General features: G+C 36.2%; 17 protein-coding genes. 8 read left to right on the top strand and 9 right to left on the bottom strand.

The window, feature by feature from the left end:
* Positions 1 to 113 precede the first annotated feature (113 nt).
* Positions 114 to 767, top strand: a complete 654-nt coding sequence (locus tag DCS95_RS03550) for a DUF2461 domain-containing protein (protein ID WP_116769447.1) — start codon at positions 114 to 116, stop codon at positions 765 to 767.
* Here DCS95_RS03550 and DCS95_RS03545 read toward each other — a convergent pair whose 3' ends face one another.
* Entirely contained in the window at positions 768 to 2,336 is a 1,569-nt protein-coding gene (locus DCS95_RS03545; RefSeq protein WP_116769446.1) for a M81 family metallopeptidase, read from the bottom strand.
* Positions 2,337 to 2,517: 181 nt separating this feature from the next.
* Here DCS95_RS03545 and nudK point away from each other — a divergent pair, with 181 nt between their 5' ends.
* Both nudK and DCS95_RS03535 read left to right on the top strand, forming a co-directional pair.
* Positions 2,518 to 3,099 carry a GDP-mannose pyrophosphatase NudK gene (gene nudK / locus DCS95_RS03540; RefSeq protein ID WP_116769445.1) on the top strand — a complete coding sequence of 194 codons (582 nt, stop codon included), beginning with the start codon at positions 2,518 to 2,520 and terminating at the stop codon, positions 3,097 to 3,099.
* A gap of 24 nt (positions 3,100 to 3,123) precedes the next feature.
* Entirely contained in the window at positions 3,124 to 3,624 is a 501-nt protein-coding gene (locus tag DCS95_RS03535; RefSeq protein ID WP_116769444.1) for a peptide-methionine (S)-S-oxide reductase, read from the top strand.
* Here the strand turns inward: DCS95_RS03535 and DCS95_RS03530 are convergent, their stop codons facing one another.
* Positions 3,625 to 4,812, bottom strand: coding sequence for a D-alanyl-D-alanine carboxypeptidase/D-alanyl-D-alanine-endopeptidase (locus DCS95_RS03530; protein ID WP_244178366.1), 1,188 nt, complete (start codon positions 4,810 to 4,812; stop codon positions 3,625 to 3,627).
* A gap of 225 nt (positions 4,813 to 5,037) precedes the next feature.
* On the opposite strand from DCS95_RS03530, the gene DCS95_RS03525 reads away from it, so the two are divergent.
* Positions 5,038 to 5,235, top strand: a complete 198-nt coding sequence (locus DCS95_RS03525) for a hypothetical protein (protein WP_116769442.1) — start codon at positions 5,038 to 5,040, stop codon at positions 5,233 to 5,235.
* 73 nt (positions 5,236 to 5,308) lie between these two features.
* The gene (locus DCS95_RS03520) at positions 5,309 to 5,722 is read left to right on the top strand and encodes a hypothetical protein (RefSeq protein WP_164674108.1); all 414 of its coding nucleotides are present in this window, start codon (positions 5,309 to 5,311) and stop codon (positions 5,720 to 5,722) included.
* Between the two features lie 2 nt (positions 5,723 to 5,724).
* Here the strand turns inward: DCS95_RS03520 and DCS95_RS03515 are convergent, their stop codons facing one another.
* The 5 genes from DCS95_RS03515 to DCS95_RS03495 form a co-directional block, all read right to left on the bottom strand.
* Complete coding sequence (locus DCS95_RS03515; RefSeq protein WP_116769440.1) at positions 5,725 to 6,660, bottom strand: LysR substrate-binding domain-containing protein; 936 nt, start codon at positions 6,658 to 6,660, stop codon at positions 5,725 to 5,727.
* A 79-nt stretch (positions 6,661 to 6,739) separates the two neighbouring features.
* Positions 6,740 to 7,159 carry a DUF2141 domain-containing protein gene (locus tag DCS95_RS03510; protein WP_116769439.1) on the bottom strand — a complete coding sequence of 140 codons (420 nt, stop codon included), beginning with the start codon at positions 7,157 to 7,159 and terminating at the stop codon, positions 6,740 to 6,742.
* A gap of 137 nt (positions 7,160 to 7,296) precedes the next feature.
* Complete coding sequence (locus DCS95_RS03505) at positions 7,297 to 7,782, bottom strand: DoxX family membrane protein (protein WP_116769438.1); 486 nt, start codon at positions 7,780 to 7,782, stop codon at positions 7,297 to 7,299.
* A gap of 102 nt (positions 7,783 to 7,884) precedes the next feature.
* A complete protein-coding gene (locus DCS95_RS03500) occupies positions 7,885 to 8,379 on the bottom strand; it encodes a CIA30 family protein (RefSeq protein ID WP_116769437.1) in 495 nt (164 codons plus the stop codon).
* Between the two features lie 76 nt (positions 8,380 to 8,455).
* Complete coding sequence (locus tag DCS95_RS03495; protein WP_116769436.1) at positions 8,456 to 9,091, bottom strand: FMN-binding negative transcriptional regulator; 636 nt, start codon at positions 9,089 to 9,091, stop codon at positions 8,456 to 8,458.
* A 125-nt stretch (positions 9,092 to 9,216) separates the two neighbouring features.
* On the opposite strand from DCS95_RS03495, the gene DCS95_RS03490 reads away from it, so the two are divergent.
* Both DCS95_RS03490 and DCS95_RS03485 read left to right on the top strand, forming a co-directional pair.
* Entirely contained in the window at positions 9,217 to 10,050 is an 834-nt protein-coding gene (locus DCS95_RS03490) for an alpha/beta fold hydrolase (RefSeq protein WP_116769435.1), read from the top strand.
* A 76-nt stretch (positions 10,051 to 10,126) separates the two neighbouring features.
* Positions 10,127 to 11,263, top strand: coding sequence for a M23 family metallopeptidase (locus DCS95_RS03485; protein ID WP_116769434.1), 1,137 nt, complete (start codon positions 10,127 to 10,129; stop codon positions 11,261 to 11,263).
* A gap of 80 nt (positions 11,264 to 11,343) precedes the next feature.
* Here DCS95_RS03485 and DCS95_RS03480 read toward each other — a convergent pair whose 3' ends face one another.
* Complete coding sequence (locus DCS95_RS03480; RefSeq protein WP_244178365.1) at positions 11,344 to 12,180, bottom strand: endonuclease/exonuclease/phosphatase family protein; 837 nt, start codon at positions 12,178 to 12,180, stop codon at positions 11,344 to 11,346.
* A gap of 1 nt (position 12,181) precedes the next feature.
* On the bottom strand, positions 12,182 to 14,209 hold the full coding sequence (locus DCS95_RS03475) for a S9 family peptidase (protein ID WP_116769433.1): 2,028 nt from the start codon (positions 14,207 to 14,209) through the stop codon (positions 12,182 to 12,184).
* Positions 14,210 to 14,348: 139 nt separating this feature from the next.
* Here DCS95_RS03475 and DCS95_RS03470 point away from each other — a divergent pair, with 139 nt between their 5' ends.
* Complete coding sequence (locus DCS95_RS03470; RefSeq protein WP_116769432.1) at positions 14,349 to 14,729, top strand: glyoxalase superfamily protein; 381 nt, start codon at positions 14,349 to 14,351, stop codon at positions 14,727 to 14,729.
* Positions 14,730 to 14,765 lie beyond the last annotated feature (36 nt).

Raw genomic sequence — 14,765 nt, 5'->3', positions numbered from 1 at the left:
GTACTAATTAGGATGTAAATTTGAATTTGAATTTGAATTTGAATTTGATTTTTGAGCTTGAGTTTGTATTTTAATTTTCCAACAACCAACAACCAACAACCGCGAACCAACGAATGAGTTTTAAAAATCAAATTGAATTTCTTAAAGAATTGCAGAAGAATAATTCTAAGGAATGGATGGATGTCAATCGTAAATGGTACAAGCAAGTTCGTGATGAGTATATAGAATGGTTAAATAGTATGAATAGTAGATTAAATGCTATTGATGATGAATATTACGATACGCCCGGTAAAAAAGGGATTAATAGAATCAACAATAATTTAATGTTTCATCCGAATAAGCCAGTATACAAAGATCATTTTGGAGCGGGATTCGACAAGAAGCCAAAAACAGCGGATTTCTATTTCGAATTGGGCATAGACCGATGCATTTTTGCCGGCGGATTATGGAGGCCAGAGCCAAAAGTATTACGAAGTGTTCGCGATGCCATTGATTATGACGGAGAAGAATTAGTGAAAATCTTAAATAAAAAGTCCTTCAAAACTCGTTTTGGAGGACTATATGAAGATGTTAAGCTTACCAATGCACCAAAAGGATTTGCCAAAGATCATAAGCATATAGATTTACTTAAAAATAAGACCTTTGCTGTAGCCAGAGAGTTTTCAACCAATGATACTCATAAGAGTGATTTTGATGATCAATTGGTTGAGTACTATTTAGTAATGTTACCCTTTAGGCGCTATTTAAACAAAGCTATTTCAGTTTGATCATTCAGCGTTCGCAGCAGGGATCCATCTAGGTTTTAAATTTGGCTGACTCATGGTACTGTCTAATGGAAACATAGGTCGTTTAATCCTTTTATAGCCTAATCTGTTTAAATCTTGATCAACTCCGCCAGGGGTTAGTGCCATAGTCCAATCTCCACGCATATCATACAATTCTGGAACTAAATATCCAATTTTAACCACCACAATGTCTGTGTTTTTAGGGTCTAATCCTAAATTGGTAAAATCGCTGAGGTGGTGGTAGGGCTTTCGTTTTTTGGTAACTATAACATCAATATTGCCCACTTTCACCACTACTTCGATTTCGGCATTTACATCGCCCTCTTTTATGGCGGTAATAGTCCCTTCTAAGCTTAAAGGACCGGCAAATCTATCATCTACTGCAGCACCGGCTTCTGCTTTAATTTTTCCTCCAACACCGATTTTTTTGGCTTTTTCTACAAATTCAGGTCCGGGTATAGAGGCGTAAATAAGAGATTTACCATTTTTAGATGCAAATTCAGGTCTAGATAATAACTGTTTTAAAGTCCACGTAACATCACCGGCTCCACCAGCAGTTGGGTTATCGCCCATATCGCTTATCATATAGGGTTTTTTATCACTCGCTAAAGCTAATTTTAAGCTTTCCTCCAGAGTTGTAGTAGGCGCTACAAATTCGAACTCATTACGTACATCCCAAAAGCTTTGCGCTAATCTCTCGGCACCTTTCGCCACTTTTTCTTTATCATCACCGGTAACCATTACTACCGCATGGTTACGTGGTTCATCTGCCCAGGCATAACCGATCCATATGGCAGCATCGATTACTCCTTCTTGGTCTGCCACGGTAGGTACTTTTGCATAAAGACTTTTGCCGGGTTCAATACGGGTACTCGTTTTTTCACCGGGTAGTAAAATCGGTACAGGAACCCATGCTTTAAATGCAGGTTTTCCTTTACCGCTTTCAAGACGATCTATCAAATTGGTGACCGCTCTCTTTTTAGATTCAATGGCATCTTCATGGGGAGCCATACGGTAAGCCGTAATCAAATCGGTGTGTTTTGCTAATCGTTCAGATACATTGCCATGTAAATCCATCGATGTTGAAATTAGCACGTCATCTCCTATAACTTCACGAATACGCATTATTAGATCACCTTCTGGGTCATCTAAGCCAACAACGCTCATTGCGCCATGAATATCAAAAAAAAGTCCGTCATACGGTTTGTTCTCTTCCAAGAGCTTCAAACTTTTAGTCACCAATGACTCATAGGCTTCACGCGTTACCGTGCCACCAGGTAAAGATTTACCAACTAGTGTTGGCACCCATTCTGCTCTATTTCTGTTTAGCGAATCTGGCTGTAAAAATGGATATCTCGTAAACACCGAGTCGCCTACTTTGGCGTGAAACGCCTCTTCTGTAGAAAGGGCAGGGGAGAACGTACTACTTTCAATACCCAAACCGGCGATGGCTATTTTGGGCAAATCTTTGGTACTATTGGTGTTTTGGTCTTCTTTACAAGATGTAATTAGTGCTAGAAGTAAAATGAAGTAAATGTAAAATGGTTTCAAGGTAGTCGGTTGTTTAGAGTTCGTATCGAAAAGATAAATAAAAACAATTTTAGATAGCAAGAGTTTTTGCTAGATGACCATTTTGAAGCTATTAATGTTAGCATATTAAGGACGTAGTTTATTTCTATTTGTTTTAGGTTCTTCTGTTTTATCTTTATGATGAAATTATAAATCATTATCATTGAAAAACGGAAGCATAAAAGACGTTGAGAAGAAGTTGTTATCAGATAATTGGTATACACTCAATAAATACACCTATAAATATCAAAAACTAGATGGCAGCTGGGAAACACAAGAACGTGAAGCCTATGATAGAGGCAACGGAGCAGCTATTTTGTTATATAACTCTAAAAAGAAGACCGTTGTGCTTACAAAGCAGTTCAGAATGCCGACATACGTGAACGGTAATGAAGATGGCATGATGATCGAGGTCTGTGCGGGACTTTTAGATGGTGATAATCCTGCCGATTGCGTGCGTAAAGAAACGGAAGAGGAAACAGGTTATAAAATCAGTAACGTACAGAAGGTGTTTCAAACTTATATGTCTCCAGGTTCGGTGACCGAAATTCTATATCTATTTGTTGGTGAATATGATGAAAGTATGAAGATTGGAGAAGGTGGTGGAGCCGAAGATGAAACCGAAAATATTGAAGTGTTGGAGTTAGATTTCGATGACGCTATGAAGATGGTAGCGAGCGGAGAAATTAAAGATGCAAAAACCATTATGTTGCTGCAATACGCAAAAATGAATGCGTTAGTTTAAAGGCTTAAAACCGACTCTTAGAATATGAAAAATGTACATAAAGTCGGCTTTGGTGGTGGTTGTCATTGGTGTACGGAAGCTGTTTTTATGTCACTAAACGGAGTTGTAAAAGTTGAACAGGGTTTCATTGCGCCAAAAAAACATCTTACAGCTTTTTCCGAAGCTGTAATTGTACATTATGATGCTAATGTTATTGAATTGAAAGATTTAGTTGCGATTCACTTAGACACCCATAAAAGCACAGAAAATCATTCTATGCGGATTAAATACCGATCAGCAGTTTATTTCTTTAAACAGGATGATGAGCTTGCATTAAAGGGAATTATAACTGATGTACAGCAAGATTTTGAGACTCCGTTGATTACGGAAATCCTTCCTTTTGGGGCATTTACATCATCTGAAGAACGATATCATAATTACTATTTTAATGATACCGAGAAACCTTTTTGTAAAACACATATTACACCTAAAATTAAGATGTTGAAAGAGAAATATGACAAACATTTATCAGCAAAGCTTCGCTAATTAATAATGGTCTCTAAGGATTTGTAACATACGCTCTAGCTGTGTTCTTTCATCACGTGTAGCCTTCTTAAAATGATTGTTCATAAAGCTGAAAATCAAGGTTTTACCAGATTTTGTCAAAAGGTAGCCGCTTAAACAATAGTTGTTGCTTAAACTACCCGATTTAGCATAAACATAAGGCTTGTCATCACCTTTAAATTTATTTTTCAACGTACCTGAAACTCCACCGGCAGGAAAAATTGTAAAAAGTCGTTCTTGAGGTAGTAGGGTGTACAATTCACTTAAAACATGCACAAAATTATGCGGGGTAAATAGGTTGTACCTCGATAAACCGGAGCCATCTACCCATCTTGGCTCTTGTTTTAAATCGCTCAGTTCATTTTCTAAGATGTGGTTTCTAGCAAAAGAGCTGTTTAGCGTATCTTTTAATTCAGATGCAGCCAAAATCAATAATTGCTCGGCTATAAAATTGTCGCTTTCGTGCATCATTCTAATGTAGAGTGAATCTGCCTGTATGCCGTATAAAGTTTTTTTAACACCTGTTGGCATGCTGGCTCTTGTGCTAATATTTTTATTTAGTACTTGTTCTAATACTGCTTTAGTGGTTGCTATGCTGGTTATAAAAGGTGTTTCTAAAGTGTCTTGTTTCTGGGGAGGATAAAAAAATATGTTAGAAGTCTCTTTCCGGTTTTCAGTAGTGCTAATTAGCAGAACACTATCTTTAAAGTATGAAGGTGACACCATTAGTTCTGGATTTTTCTTGATCATTACCACATTTCCATATAACGGTAAGGCGTTACGTTCTGGCGAATAATACCATTGGTAATCGTCCCAGGCCCAACCGGGTCCGTATTTTGAATCCATAAAATTATCCGTCGCAAAGACTACATTGCTTTTGCTCTTTAGAAAATTAAATGCGGTAGAATCTTTTAAATACGGATGTAGAAACGAAGGATCGCCCGTACCTTGAAAATACAGGGTGTCGTTTTGTTCAATGTATTGCAAAGCAGGTATTTGGTTTGGGAGTGTTTTTAATGCGGCAAAAAGTGTGAAAATTTTGGTGTTACTAGCTGGTATAAAATACTTTTGAGCATTACGGTTATACAAGGTGTCTTTTGATGCTACATCGATAACCAAAACTCCAGTAAATTGGTTCTCATAAAAAGAGGTAGCTAAATGTTTGTCCAAGCTTTTTGATATGAAACTTTTATTTGAACCACACGAAATTAGCAGTAAAACCAAGGCAATAATGAGTATAAAATTTTTCATCTATTCGAAAGTACAAAATAGAATACTTATGAAACCCGTAAAAATTTAACATGAAGAATATTACTTTAACTTTTGATAAACAATATTAATTCTGAATTTCTGTTTATCTTTATGCAACAACGAACATATTAATCTAACAACAAAATGTCTAAGTCTATGCTAGAGTATAGTAAAACAGTACTTAAGAAGGTTAGTTTTGATACCTTACTATTTTGTAAAGAATTAAAGAAAGCCTTACAGACGTTACTACCTGAAGAGGTAGAAGAATTAAAAGTCTGGTTAGAAAGTTTTATAACGGACAAGCCAGAGTTAAAACAAAGTTTAGTTTATTTAAAAGCATAAGTAAGAGCCACGTAAAGTGGCTCTTTTTTTTGAGCAACCTTTTTTAATTTCCACATCTAGTTTAAAAAGAACTATGCGTTTTAAACTTACTCTTATCATTTTTATTTCTTTACTTTTTGCCTGCGAGAACGATGATTCTAATGGTATTCCCATAGATGAAACCGGTTTGGTAGGAGAGTGGTTGTTGACGGCATCTTATGTAAGTCCAGGTGGTACTACCGAATGGAAAGATGTAGACGAAGGTTACCGCTATATTTTCGATGAATTCGGTAATTATGAAAGAACAACCTTCAATAAAGAAACCATCAATACTGGTTCGTATGAAATTATTGAGCGAGAGCTTTATTTGTATAGTATTATAGAAGAAGAAAGAGATACCTTGGGCTTTACCGCAGACTTTAATGAAAGCAAAACCAGATTAACGCTATCACCATCTTACCCTGGTATTTGTATTGAGGGGTGTTTGTATAGATTTGATAAGGAGTAATTTTACTTGTTCAGCGGACTAATAATTTTTACATCTTGAAATGCGATGGCACCGCGAACAATACCGGTAATTACATCTCGTAAAGCTTCGGTAATCTGTACTTTCAATTCTTTTTTATGATAAATAAGACTTACCTCTCGTGCTGGTGAGGGGTCTTTAAAATATTTAAGATGCCTTTTCTTTTGTTCGTCAAGTTCTAGAGTGTTCAAGAAAGGTAAAAGTGTCATACCTAAACCTTCATTGGATAAATTGATAAGTGTTTCAAAACTACCACTTTGAAGGCTAAAATGTTCTCCCCCTATTTTAGGCGTTTTACAAAGATTTAAAACACCTTCTCTAAAACAATGACCGTCTTGCAACAGTAGAATATCTTCAATATCTAAATCTTCGGGTGTAATTTGGCTATTGTTGCCTAAACGATGCTCTTTTGGAACATAACCTACAAATGGTTCATAATACAAAGGTCTTTCAGTAATGAAATCTACTTCTAACGGTGTTGCTGCAATAGCGGCATCTATATGTCCATCTTCAATATTTTGAATTAGACTTTCCGTGTTTTGTTCTTTTATGATCAGATTTACTTTTGGGTATTTCTGTATAAAGTTTTTAAGAAACATGGGTAACAATGTGGGCATAATTGTTGGTATGATTCCCAATACATAATCCCCGCCAATATATCCTTTTTCTTGCTCAACAATATCTTTTATACGCGCAGCCTCATTTACAATATTCTTTGCTTGATCAACAATTTTTTTACCAACTTCAGTAATGGTGATAGGTTTTTTACTACGATCAAAAAGAAGTATATCAAGCTCATCTTCAAGCTTTTGTACCTGCATACTTAAAGTAGGTTGGGTAACAAAACTTTTTTCTGCCGCCAAAGTAAAATTCTTGTATTCGGCAACAGCTAGAACATATTGTAATTGCGTAATGGTCATGTAAATGATTTAGAGCTATAAAATTACTAAAAACCATTATCATGACCTATTTCAACTGTTATATGTGATTGATTTTATCTTAGAAACGTAGTCTTAATTCCATGTCTTCTGAGGTAACTGTGAACTTGGCGTCATTAAATGTCGGAGGTCCCATAGGCATTGAATTACCGCTCATGGCATAATCCTCTGTAGGCATGCCATTGGTGGCAAAATCCATGCGGTTGTTATCGTTAGCATCGTGCAATACAGAAAAAGCATAGTCGCCTGGTTGAATATTTTCAAAGGTTAACACCAACTCGCCAGCTTCGGCTTTGTTCTTGCTCGTTTTTATTCCTTCTGCTCTCATAAAAGTATCAGGAGTGTGAAGTCCACTTAAAATATGGCCGTCGTCGTTCAAAACATTTTCAATAATAACGGTTAATGTAATGCTTTCGTTTTCTTGTGCATTCATTGTTAATGTCATTGCTAATACGGTAATGGTAAATAATAACTTTTTCATTTTTAAAGGTTTTAAGATTAATTGATTATTTCAAAGATGCCTTATAACCATATCTTTTAAAAAAGCTAATCACTGAACTGTTGAATGCATATGCTGAATTGTGAAATTTTGAAAATAAACAGAAAGCAAATGATGATTTATCTCTTAGTTATCAAATAATCCAGTCCAAATTTTCCAGAACCAAATCCCATAAAAAATAGCCCTAAGCAGAAAAACATAAATGTGGGAATTATATTCCATGACGGGTCCCAAGGTCTAAATGCAATGGTAATGAACATTGTGGTAGTAATAAAGAATGCCGTAATTCTGGTATTGAGACCAATTAGTAACAATAGACCGCCTAATGCTTCAGTTAACCCTGCAGACCAAGCAAAAATTTCGGGCATCAAGGTAAAGGGTAGTCCAAATTCCTTGGTAAGGTCTACGAACCAATCCGCCACTTCAAACAAATGAAGATTTATTGATTTAGGCGTCCAAGGTGTCCCAAATTTGTTAATGGCAAAAACGAAGGCAAGAAGATATCCGGTAAACACCCTTGGTATTAATATCAAGATATTAGGTAAGAGAGCATCTACTTTAAAAGGGACTATCAATCTCTTTAAAGATGTAATTTGATAAATCATAGTTTTGGTGGTTGATTACCTAAACTTATATAATTTATTGGAGATTAAAAATGATTATGGTCAATGGCAAATTCTTTGAAATTTGTTATCTTCAAGTTTGGCTTACACGATTTTGATGCTATCGATTTTTAACTTAAAATCTTCCGCAACTCCATTTTTAATTATAAAGGCAATTTGAGTAAGAAAATCGCCATGATAATTTGGTAGTTCTAAGTCCTCGCCCCTAAAAACAGCTTCCATTTGATTAAAAGGGATCTCAATAGTTTGCCAGTCTTCGGTGGTTTTAAAACTATAACTATAGGTATGTCGTTGATGTTCACCTGATCTGCAACGAAAAGCATATTTTTTGCCATCACCTTTTATTTTAATAATGAATTTTGAATAGTTTTCTACAGAAATACGTTCAATATCGTGCCTGATCAGGCAGAAACCTCCGTTGTTTTCTAATGATACATGTCCGCTGAAAATACCCTTGCCATCACTATCTATTTGTAGTAGCCCCATTGAAAGACCACCCATGACTTCATCATTGACCAATTCCCATTCTTTTCGGTTACTGGTTTTATTGAACTCAAAAATCGTTACTTCTTCATGCATAATTACAGGATATTTAGGGGTAAAATGTTCAAGTTAAAATTACCTGAAAAGTATGGGGGACAGCAACTCAATAGGATTAAATATTAGCTTGATCACTAGTTTGTTCAGGTGATCTCTTTTTCATTTCCTCCGCAATTGCTTTTTCAGATGCACCTTGTTTTTCTAGTTCAGATATAATTTTTGGGTGGTCATGTTCTCTACCTTGTGATAATTTGTTTACCGCTTGTATATCAGTTATTTCAATTTCAAAACCAATAATTCCGCTCACTTGCCGCATGGTTTTCTTAGACATGTCATTTAAGGAAATAGGCTGCTCAGATTGTTGTTCATACTTATCTACCAGCTCATGTAAAGATTTGAGCAATTCTTCTGATGTCTGAATTTTAACCGTACCGTAGACATGAACAGCTATGTAGTTCCAAGTAGGTACTTCTTCCGCTTTATACCATGAAGAAGAAATATAACTGTGCGGACCATTAAAAATGCATAGTACTTCATCGCCGTTAGTAAGATTTTTACTCTGTAAGTTCGCCTTGGCAATATGACCAACAAGTACATCTTTGTTATGGCCATTTTTGCTCAATTCTAAAGGAATATGCGTACCCCAAGGCTTGCCATTAAACGTATTTATAAGGATACCGAAACTATTTTCTTTTAGAAAGCTATGTATCTCTTTAGTGTTCTGGTTTTGATAATGTTCAGGGATAAACATGGACTATGGTTTTAGGTAAGTATAAAGGTATTAAGTAATTGCTTTTAGAACCAATTATTTAATGTTTAGTGCTATATAAATTATAAGATCCTTATTATCTTGAAATGGAATTTTAAAATTAGAATATGCCATTTATAACAAATACAAAAGCAAAAGAACAAGTAGATATATTTTATGAAGATTACGGTAGCGGTCAACCCGTTATTTTAATACATGGCTGGCCTTTAAGTAGAAAATCTTGGGAGCAACAAGTTTGGAAAATTGTAGAGGAAGGTTACCGCTGTATATCATATGACCGTAGAGGTTTTGGCACATCATCTTCACCGTGGGATGATTATGATTATTCTGCATTGGCAAGCGATTTAAATGCAATTATAGAAGAATTGGAATTGAAAGATGCAATTGTCGTTGGTTTTTCAATGGGAGGCGGAGAAGTAGTTCGTTATTTAACCGAATACGGACCTAGTAGAATTGCCAAGGCTGCATTGATAAGTTCAATTATACCATTGGTCAAAAAGAAATCTGATAATCCGGATGGGGTGCCAGAAGATGCTTTGGAGGGAATTATAGATGCGCTGCAAAAAGATAGAGTAGGGTTCTTAAAAGAATTCAGTAAAGGTTTTTACAATTTTGATGAAAATGAAGGAGAGAGAATAAGTCGGGCTCAATTGGATTATGACTTTACCATTGCTTCATTCGCATCGCCAAGGGCAACCATACAAACAGCTTTAGCTTGGATGCATACCGATTTTAGATCAGAGTTGGAAAATGTTACGGTACCGACATTGATTGTACACGGTGATGCCGACGCAACCGTACCAATTGAAACGTCTGCAAAACAAGCGCATGATGGTATTAAGTACAGTACATTAGAAGTTATTAAGGGAGCTCCTCATGGTCTTAATGTAACCCACCCCGATGAATTAAATGAAATATTAATTTCCTTTTTAAAGAAATAATTTAATACGAATAAAATGTAAATCGGACCCGAACAAGGTCCGATTTTTCGTTTCTAAAAATGGTTTTTAAAAATAAATGAGTTCAAGTACAAAAATTAAAGCTTGTGTTTTTCTATTTCTTATGGTAATGGTGTTTAGCTGTAAGCAAATTAGAAAAGTTGCCGATGTAATTGTACAGCCTACGGCAAGAGAACTCTATGCGCGAGAATTTGAAAACTTAGACTCATTACGTTATAGCAGTTGGAAACTGGCGTTTAAAAATGCAAAGGGCGATAGCTTGCAAATACGCCTGCCTTATTCTGAACATGGGGAATATTATAAAGAACGCATTACGGTGTACAGCTATACCGTTTTTTTAAATGAGGGAGAAATATTCAATGTTGCCATAGAAAATAAGGTTTTAGGAATTCGAAATTTTATTAACCTGATTAAAGTAAACCCAGATAGTAGTTTTACAGGTATATTTCAAAATGAATTGGGTGAAAATGAAGTCAAAATACCTATTGCTGAAACCGGAATTTATAAAATTACCATACAACCGGAATTAGATTCGCAAGGGGCGTTCACCTTTCAAATGTATACGTCACCCAGTTTTGGTTTTCCTGTGCTTGGTAAAGATAATAATGCCATACAAAGCTATTGGGGAGCCGTTAGAGATGGCGGTGCACGTAGTCATGAGGGTATAGATATATTTGCACCAAGAGGCACCCCGGTAGTAGCCGCAGTTGATGGTATGGTAAGTTCTACAGGAGAAAGGGGCTTGGGCGGAAAACAAGTTTGGTTAAGAGCCGGACTCTTTGGTAAATCGCTTTATTATGCGCATTTAGATAGTATATTGGTGTCAACCGGCAATAAAGTAACTATCGGTGATACTTTGGGGCTGGTAGGAAATACGGGCAATGCCCGAACCACGGCACCACATTTACATTTCGGAATTTATAAGTCTGTTCAAGGCGCAATTAATCCACTTCCATTTGTGAAGCTAACAGAAAAACCAGATGTTCAAAGGTTAATCAGTATATCAAAATTTTTAAAAGTATCGTCAGTGGTTGCCAATATTAGAAATGCACCTGAGGTTGCAGGTATTAAATTGGGTGAAGTTAAACGTAACGATACATTATCGCTATTAGGATATACCGAAAATTGGGCACATATAAAATTACCAAGCGGTAACAAAGCTTTTATATACAAAAGTCTGGTATCTGAACTTTAGTTAATTTCAGTATTTATAAAGAAAAAGCCTCTTGATTTTTAAAATTAAGAGGCTTTTTACGTGATTCTATTTTTAGTTGATTATTTATCTATTAAAAGCTTTGCAAATACCGGCAAATGATCAGAAATATGTTTGTTGTTTTCCATTCTATCATCAATATGAATATATTCTAAAACTTCAAAATTCTTCACAAAAATGTAGTCTATTCGGTTAGACAATACCCGGTTTTGGTCAAATCCGCTAAATGTTCCTGACGGTCCGTAGAACGTTTTTTTTGTACTATGTTGACCATCCGTTAGGGCTTTCTGTAAGAATTGAATAGGTTTTGTCGAGGGATTTAAATTTAAATCTCCCATTAATACCAACGGAAGCTTATCGGTATTGATCTCCTTTATTTTGGAGATAATGAGTTCGGCAGATTTCTCACGAGCTACAGTACCTATATGATCAAAATGCGTATTGAAAACCAAGAATTGTTTTTTAGTGGCTACATCTTCAAACAAACCGTGCGTACAAATACGCTCCATTGAAGCGTCCCAACCGACCGATATTTCGTTAGGGGTTTCAGATAGCCAAAATGTTTCACTCTGTATGAGTTTAAATTTTTTAGCATTAAATAGAATAGGGGAGTACTCTCCTTTTTCTTTCCCATCATCACGCCCAACACCAATATAGCTATAATCAGAAAGTTGTTCGTCTAAATACGTCAATTGATGGTGTAGCACCTCTTGCATGCCAATAATACCTGGGTTGTAATGCCCTAAAAGTTTAACCATGTCAACTTTACGATCATTCCAATTATTCACCGTGTCATTAACATTGTCATATTTAATATTATAGGTCAAAACAGCTATTTCTTGACTATATAGTATAGCTGTTGAGATGAGAAATGTTAGAACAAAAATCACTTTTTTCATGCTATTCTGCATCTTTATATTTTTCAAACCAAGCTAGAACACTTGCAATTTTAGCCACCAAATTACTAGGTCGGTTCGCAATACCGTGTCCCGCACCAGGTATACGAACCATAGCGGTTTCAACACCTTCTAACTTTAATGCGGTATAGAATTGTTCAGATTCTGCTATAGGTGTTCTGTAATCTTCTTCTCCTGTTAATAACATTGTTGGTGTAGTAACATTGGCAACGTACATTAATGGGGAGCGTCTAAAATAGTTTTCTGGGTCTTCCCAAGGTTTTTTACCGAACCAGTATTTTGAGAAAAATGCGGCACCATCGGCATATAGTACAAAACTTGTCCAGTTGATAACAGGTTTTGCAACTACGGCAGCTTTAAATCGGTCTGTTTTACCAACGATCCAAGCAGTTAATACTCCGCCGCCACTACCACCGGTGACATATAAATTATCGGTATCTACATACCCTTTTTCAATAACGGCATCTACACCGCTCATAAGATCTTCATAATCATGATTAGGGTAGTCGTGGTGAATAAGATTACCAAATTCCGCTCCGTAGCTGGTACTACCACGTGGGTTACTATAAAGAACTACATAGCCTGCCGCAGCGTATGCCTGTATTTCTGCACTATACACAGAACCGTAGCTAGTAAATGGTCCGCCATGAATTTCAAGAATAAATGGGTATTTTTTATTTGGGTCAAAGTTTGGCGGAGTCACCACCCAACCTTGAATTTTCTTCTGGTCAAAAGAAGATTCCCACCAAATTTCTTCGGTTTTGCCTAAATCTCTAAATGAGAAAAGATCATCGTTTACGAAAGTCAGTCTTTTAGACCCTTTTTTATCGGCAGCTCCAAGGTCAGATGGGTGTTCGGTATTACCTAAAGTATAAGCAAATTTTGAATTGTTAGAAACCGTGAAATCTCCAGCATTGTATGGTCTGCCCAATGATAATCCTCCAAGTCCTTCAACAAGGGTAGTTACTTTACCGTCTAATGTAATATGCCCTATTTTCGTAGCCCCTTCCGTATCATACTGAAAATAAAGGCCTTTACCATCATTTGCCCATTGTACATTGGCAATATCTCGATCAAAATTCTCGGAAATTAATTTTGAGTTGCTACCATCGGTATTCATTACATAAAGGTTTGTAATCTGGTACCCTTGCAACTTATCATCGGTACCTGTGTATGCAATCATTTTTCCATCAGGAGATACTTTTGGGGAATTATCAGGTCCATATCTAGAAGTTAAAGCCGAAACTTTGGCAGATGCTATATCTAAGGTATAAACCTCACTATTTGCAGGCTCAAAAGCCTCATCGGGGTTAAAGTTTGCCGAGAAATAAAGCGATTTATCATCTTTGCTCCAAACAGGGGCACCATGGTCAAACGATGTTGTCGTTAATTGTTTTGGAGTACCACCATCTATAGATAAGGTAAAAATTTGATTGTGTCCGCCTTTAATGTAACCTTGTCCGTCTCCTCTATAATTTAGTTTGTCTATATAGGTTGGCGGTTTATTCCACTTAGCGCCTTCTGGCTTTGCAGGTAGTTTTACAATAGACTGTTCTGCCTCTGGAACAAACATGGTAAAAGCTAAGTAACGGTCATCATTAGACCAACTTACGGAACCAGGTGCTTTTGGAGTGTTGGTCAACGGGGCAATCTCTTTAGTGTCCATCCACATGAGATATAATTTCATTTTTTCATCTTCTTTGTTCGATTTAAAGATGATTTTTTTACCGTCATGCGACCAACGTGGGTAGTAGTCGTTCTGGTTACCGGTCGTTAAAGGTCTGTTTTGCGTACCGTCGAAATTTATGATCCAAAGATTCGATAAATTTCTGTCCGTCATAATATCCTTAAAATTTCTAACGTAGATAATTTTACTTCCATCAGGAGAAATCTGAGGGTCAGAAACATATTCCATATTAAAAATATCGGTAAGCTCAAGGTTAGAAGATACTTGAGCAGTGCCCACTGTTGTAAACAGCAGAAAAATAAGCGTTTTCAAGAGAATTTTCATGGTGTTGTTTTTGGTTTGAAATGTAGGGATGAAGATAATGATAATAGTAGTAATTTAATAGCTTGATCAGCTAATTCGAACCCGTAGGAAATAACATTTTCTTAGAAGTTTTGCCTTAGACTTTTTGTATTTTCACAATATGGAAGAAAAAGGCTTTTTACATCAAATTCACCCTGTACTGCCGGTATGGGATGTTGTTGAGGCACTAGACTTTTATGTGAATAGATTGGGCTTTAGAATTGCTTTTGCCGATGATGCTAAGAACCCTAAATACGCAGGTATTTTAAGGGATGATATAGAAATTCATTTGCAATGGCATGATAAAAAAATGTGGGATGTAGAAATGGACAGACCTTTGTTACGTATTGTTGCGCAAAATATCGAAGCCTTATACAATGAATTTTCTAGGGTAGACGTTTTTCATGCCCATACGTTATTACGGGAAACAGCTTGGGGTACTCGCGAGTTTGCTTTTTACGACCCATTCAAAAACGGATTAACATTTTACAGAGATGTGTAGCTTGTTATTTAATTGATTATCAGAACTAAAATATAA

It is taken from the genome of Maribacter litoralis (genome assembly GCF_003075045.1).
Classification (GTDB): Bacteria; Bacteroidota; Bacteroidia; order Flavobacteriales; family Flavobacteriaceae; genus Maribacter; species Maribacter litoralis.
Note: the sequence above shows the minus strand (reverse complement) of the source record. Positions and strands in the feature narration are given on the sequence as shown.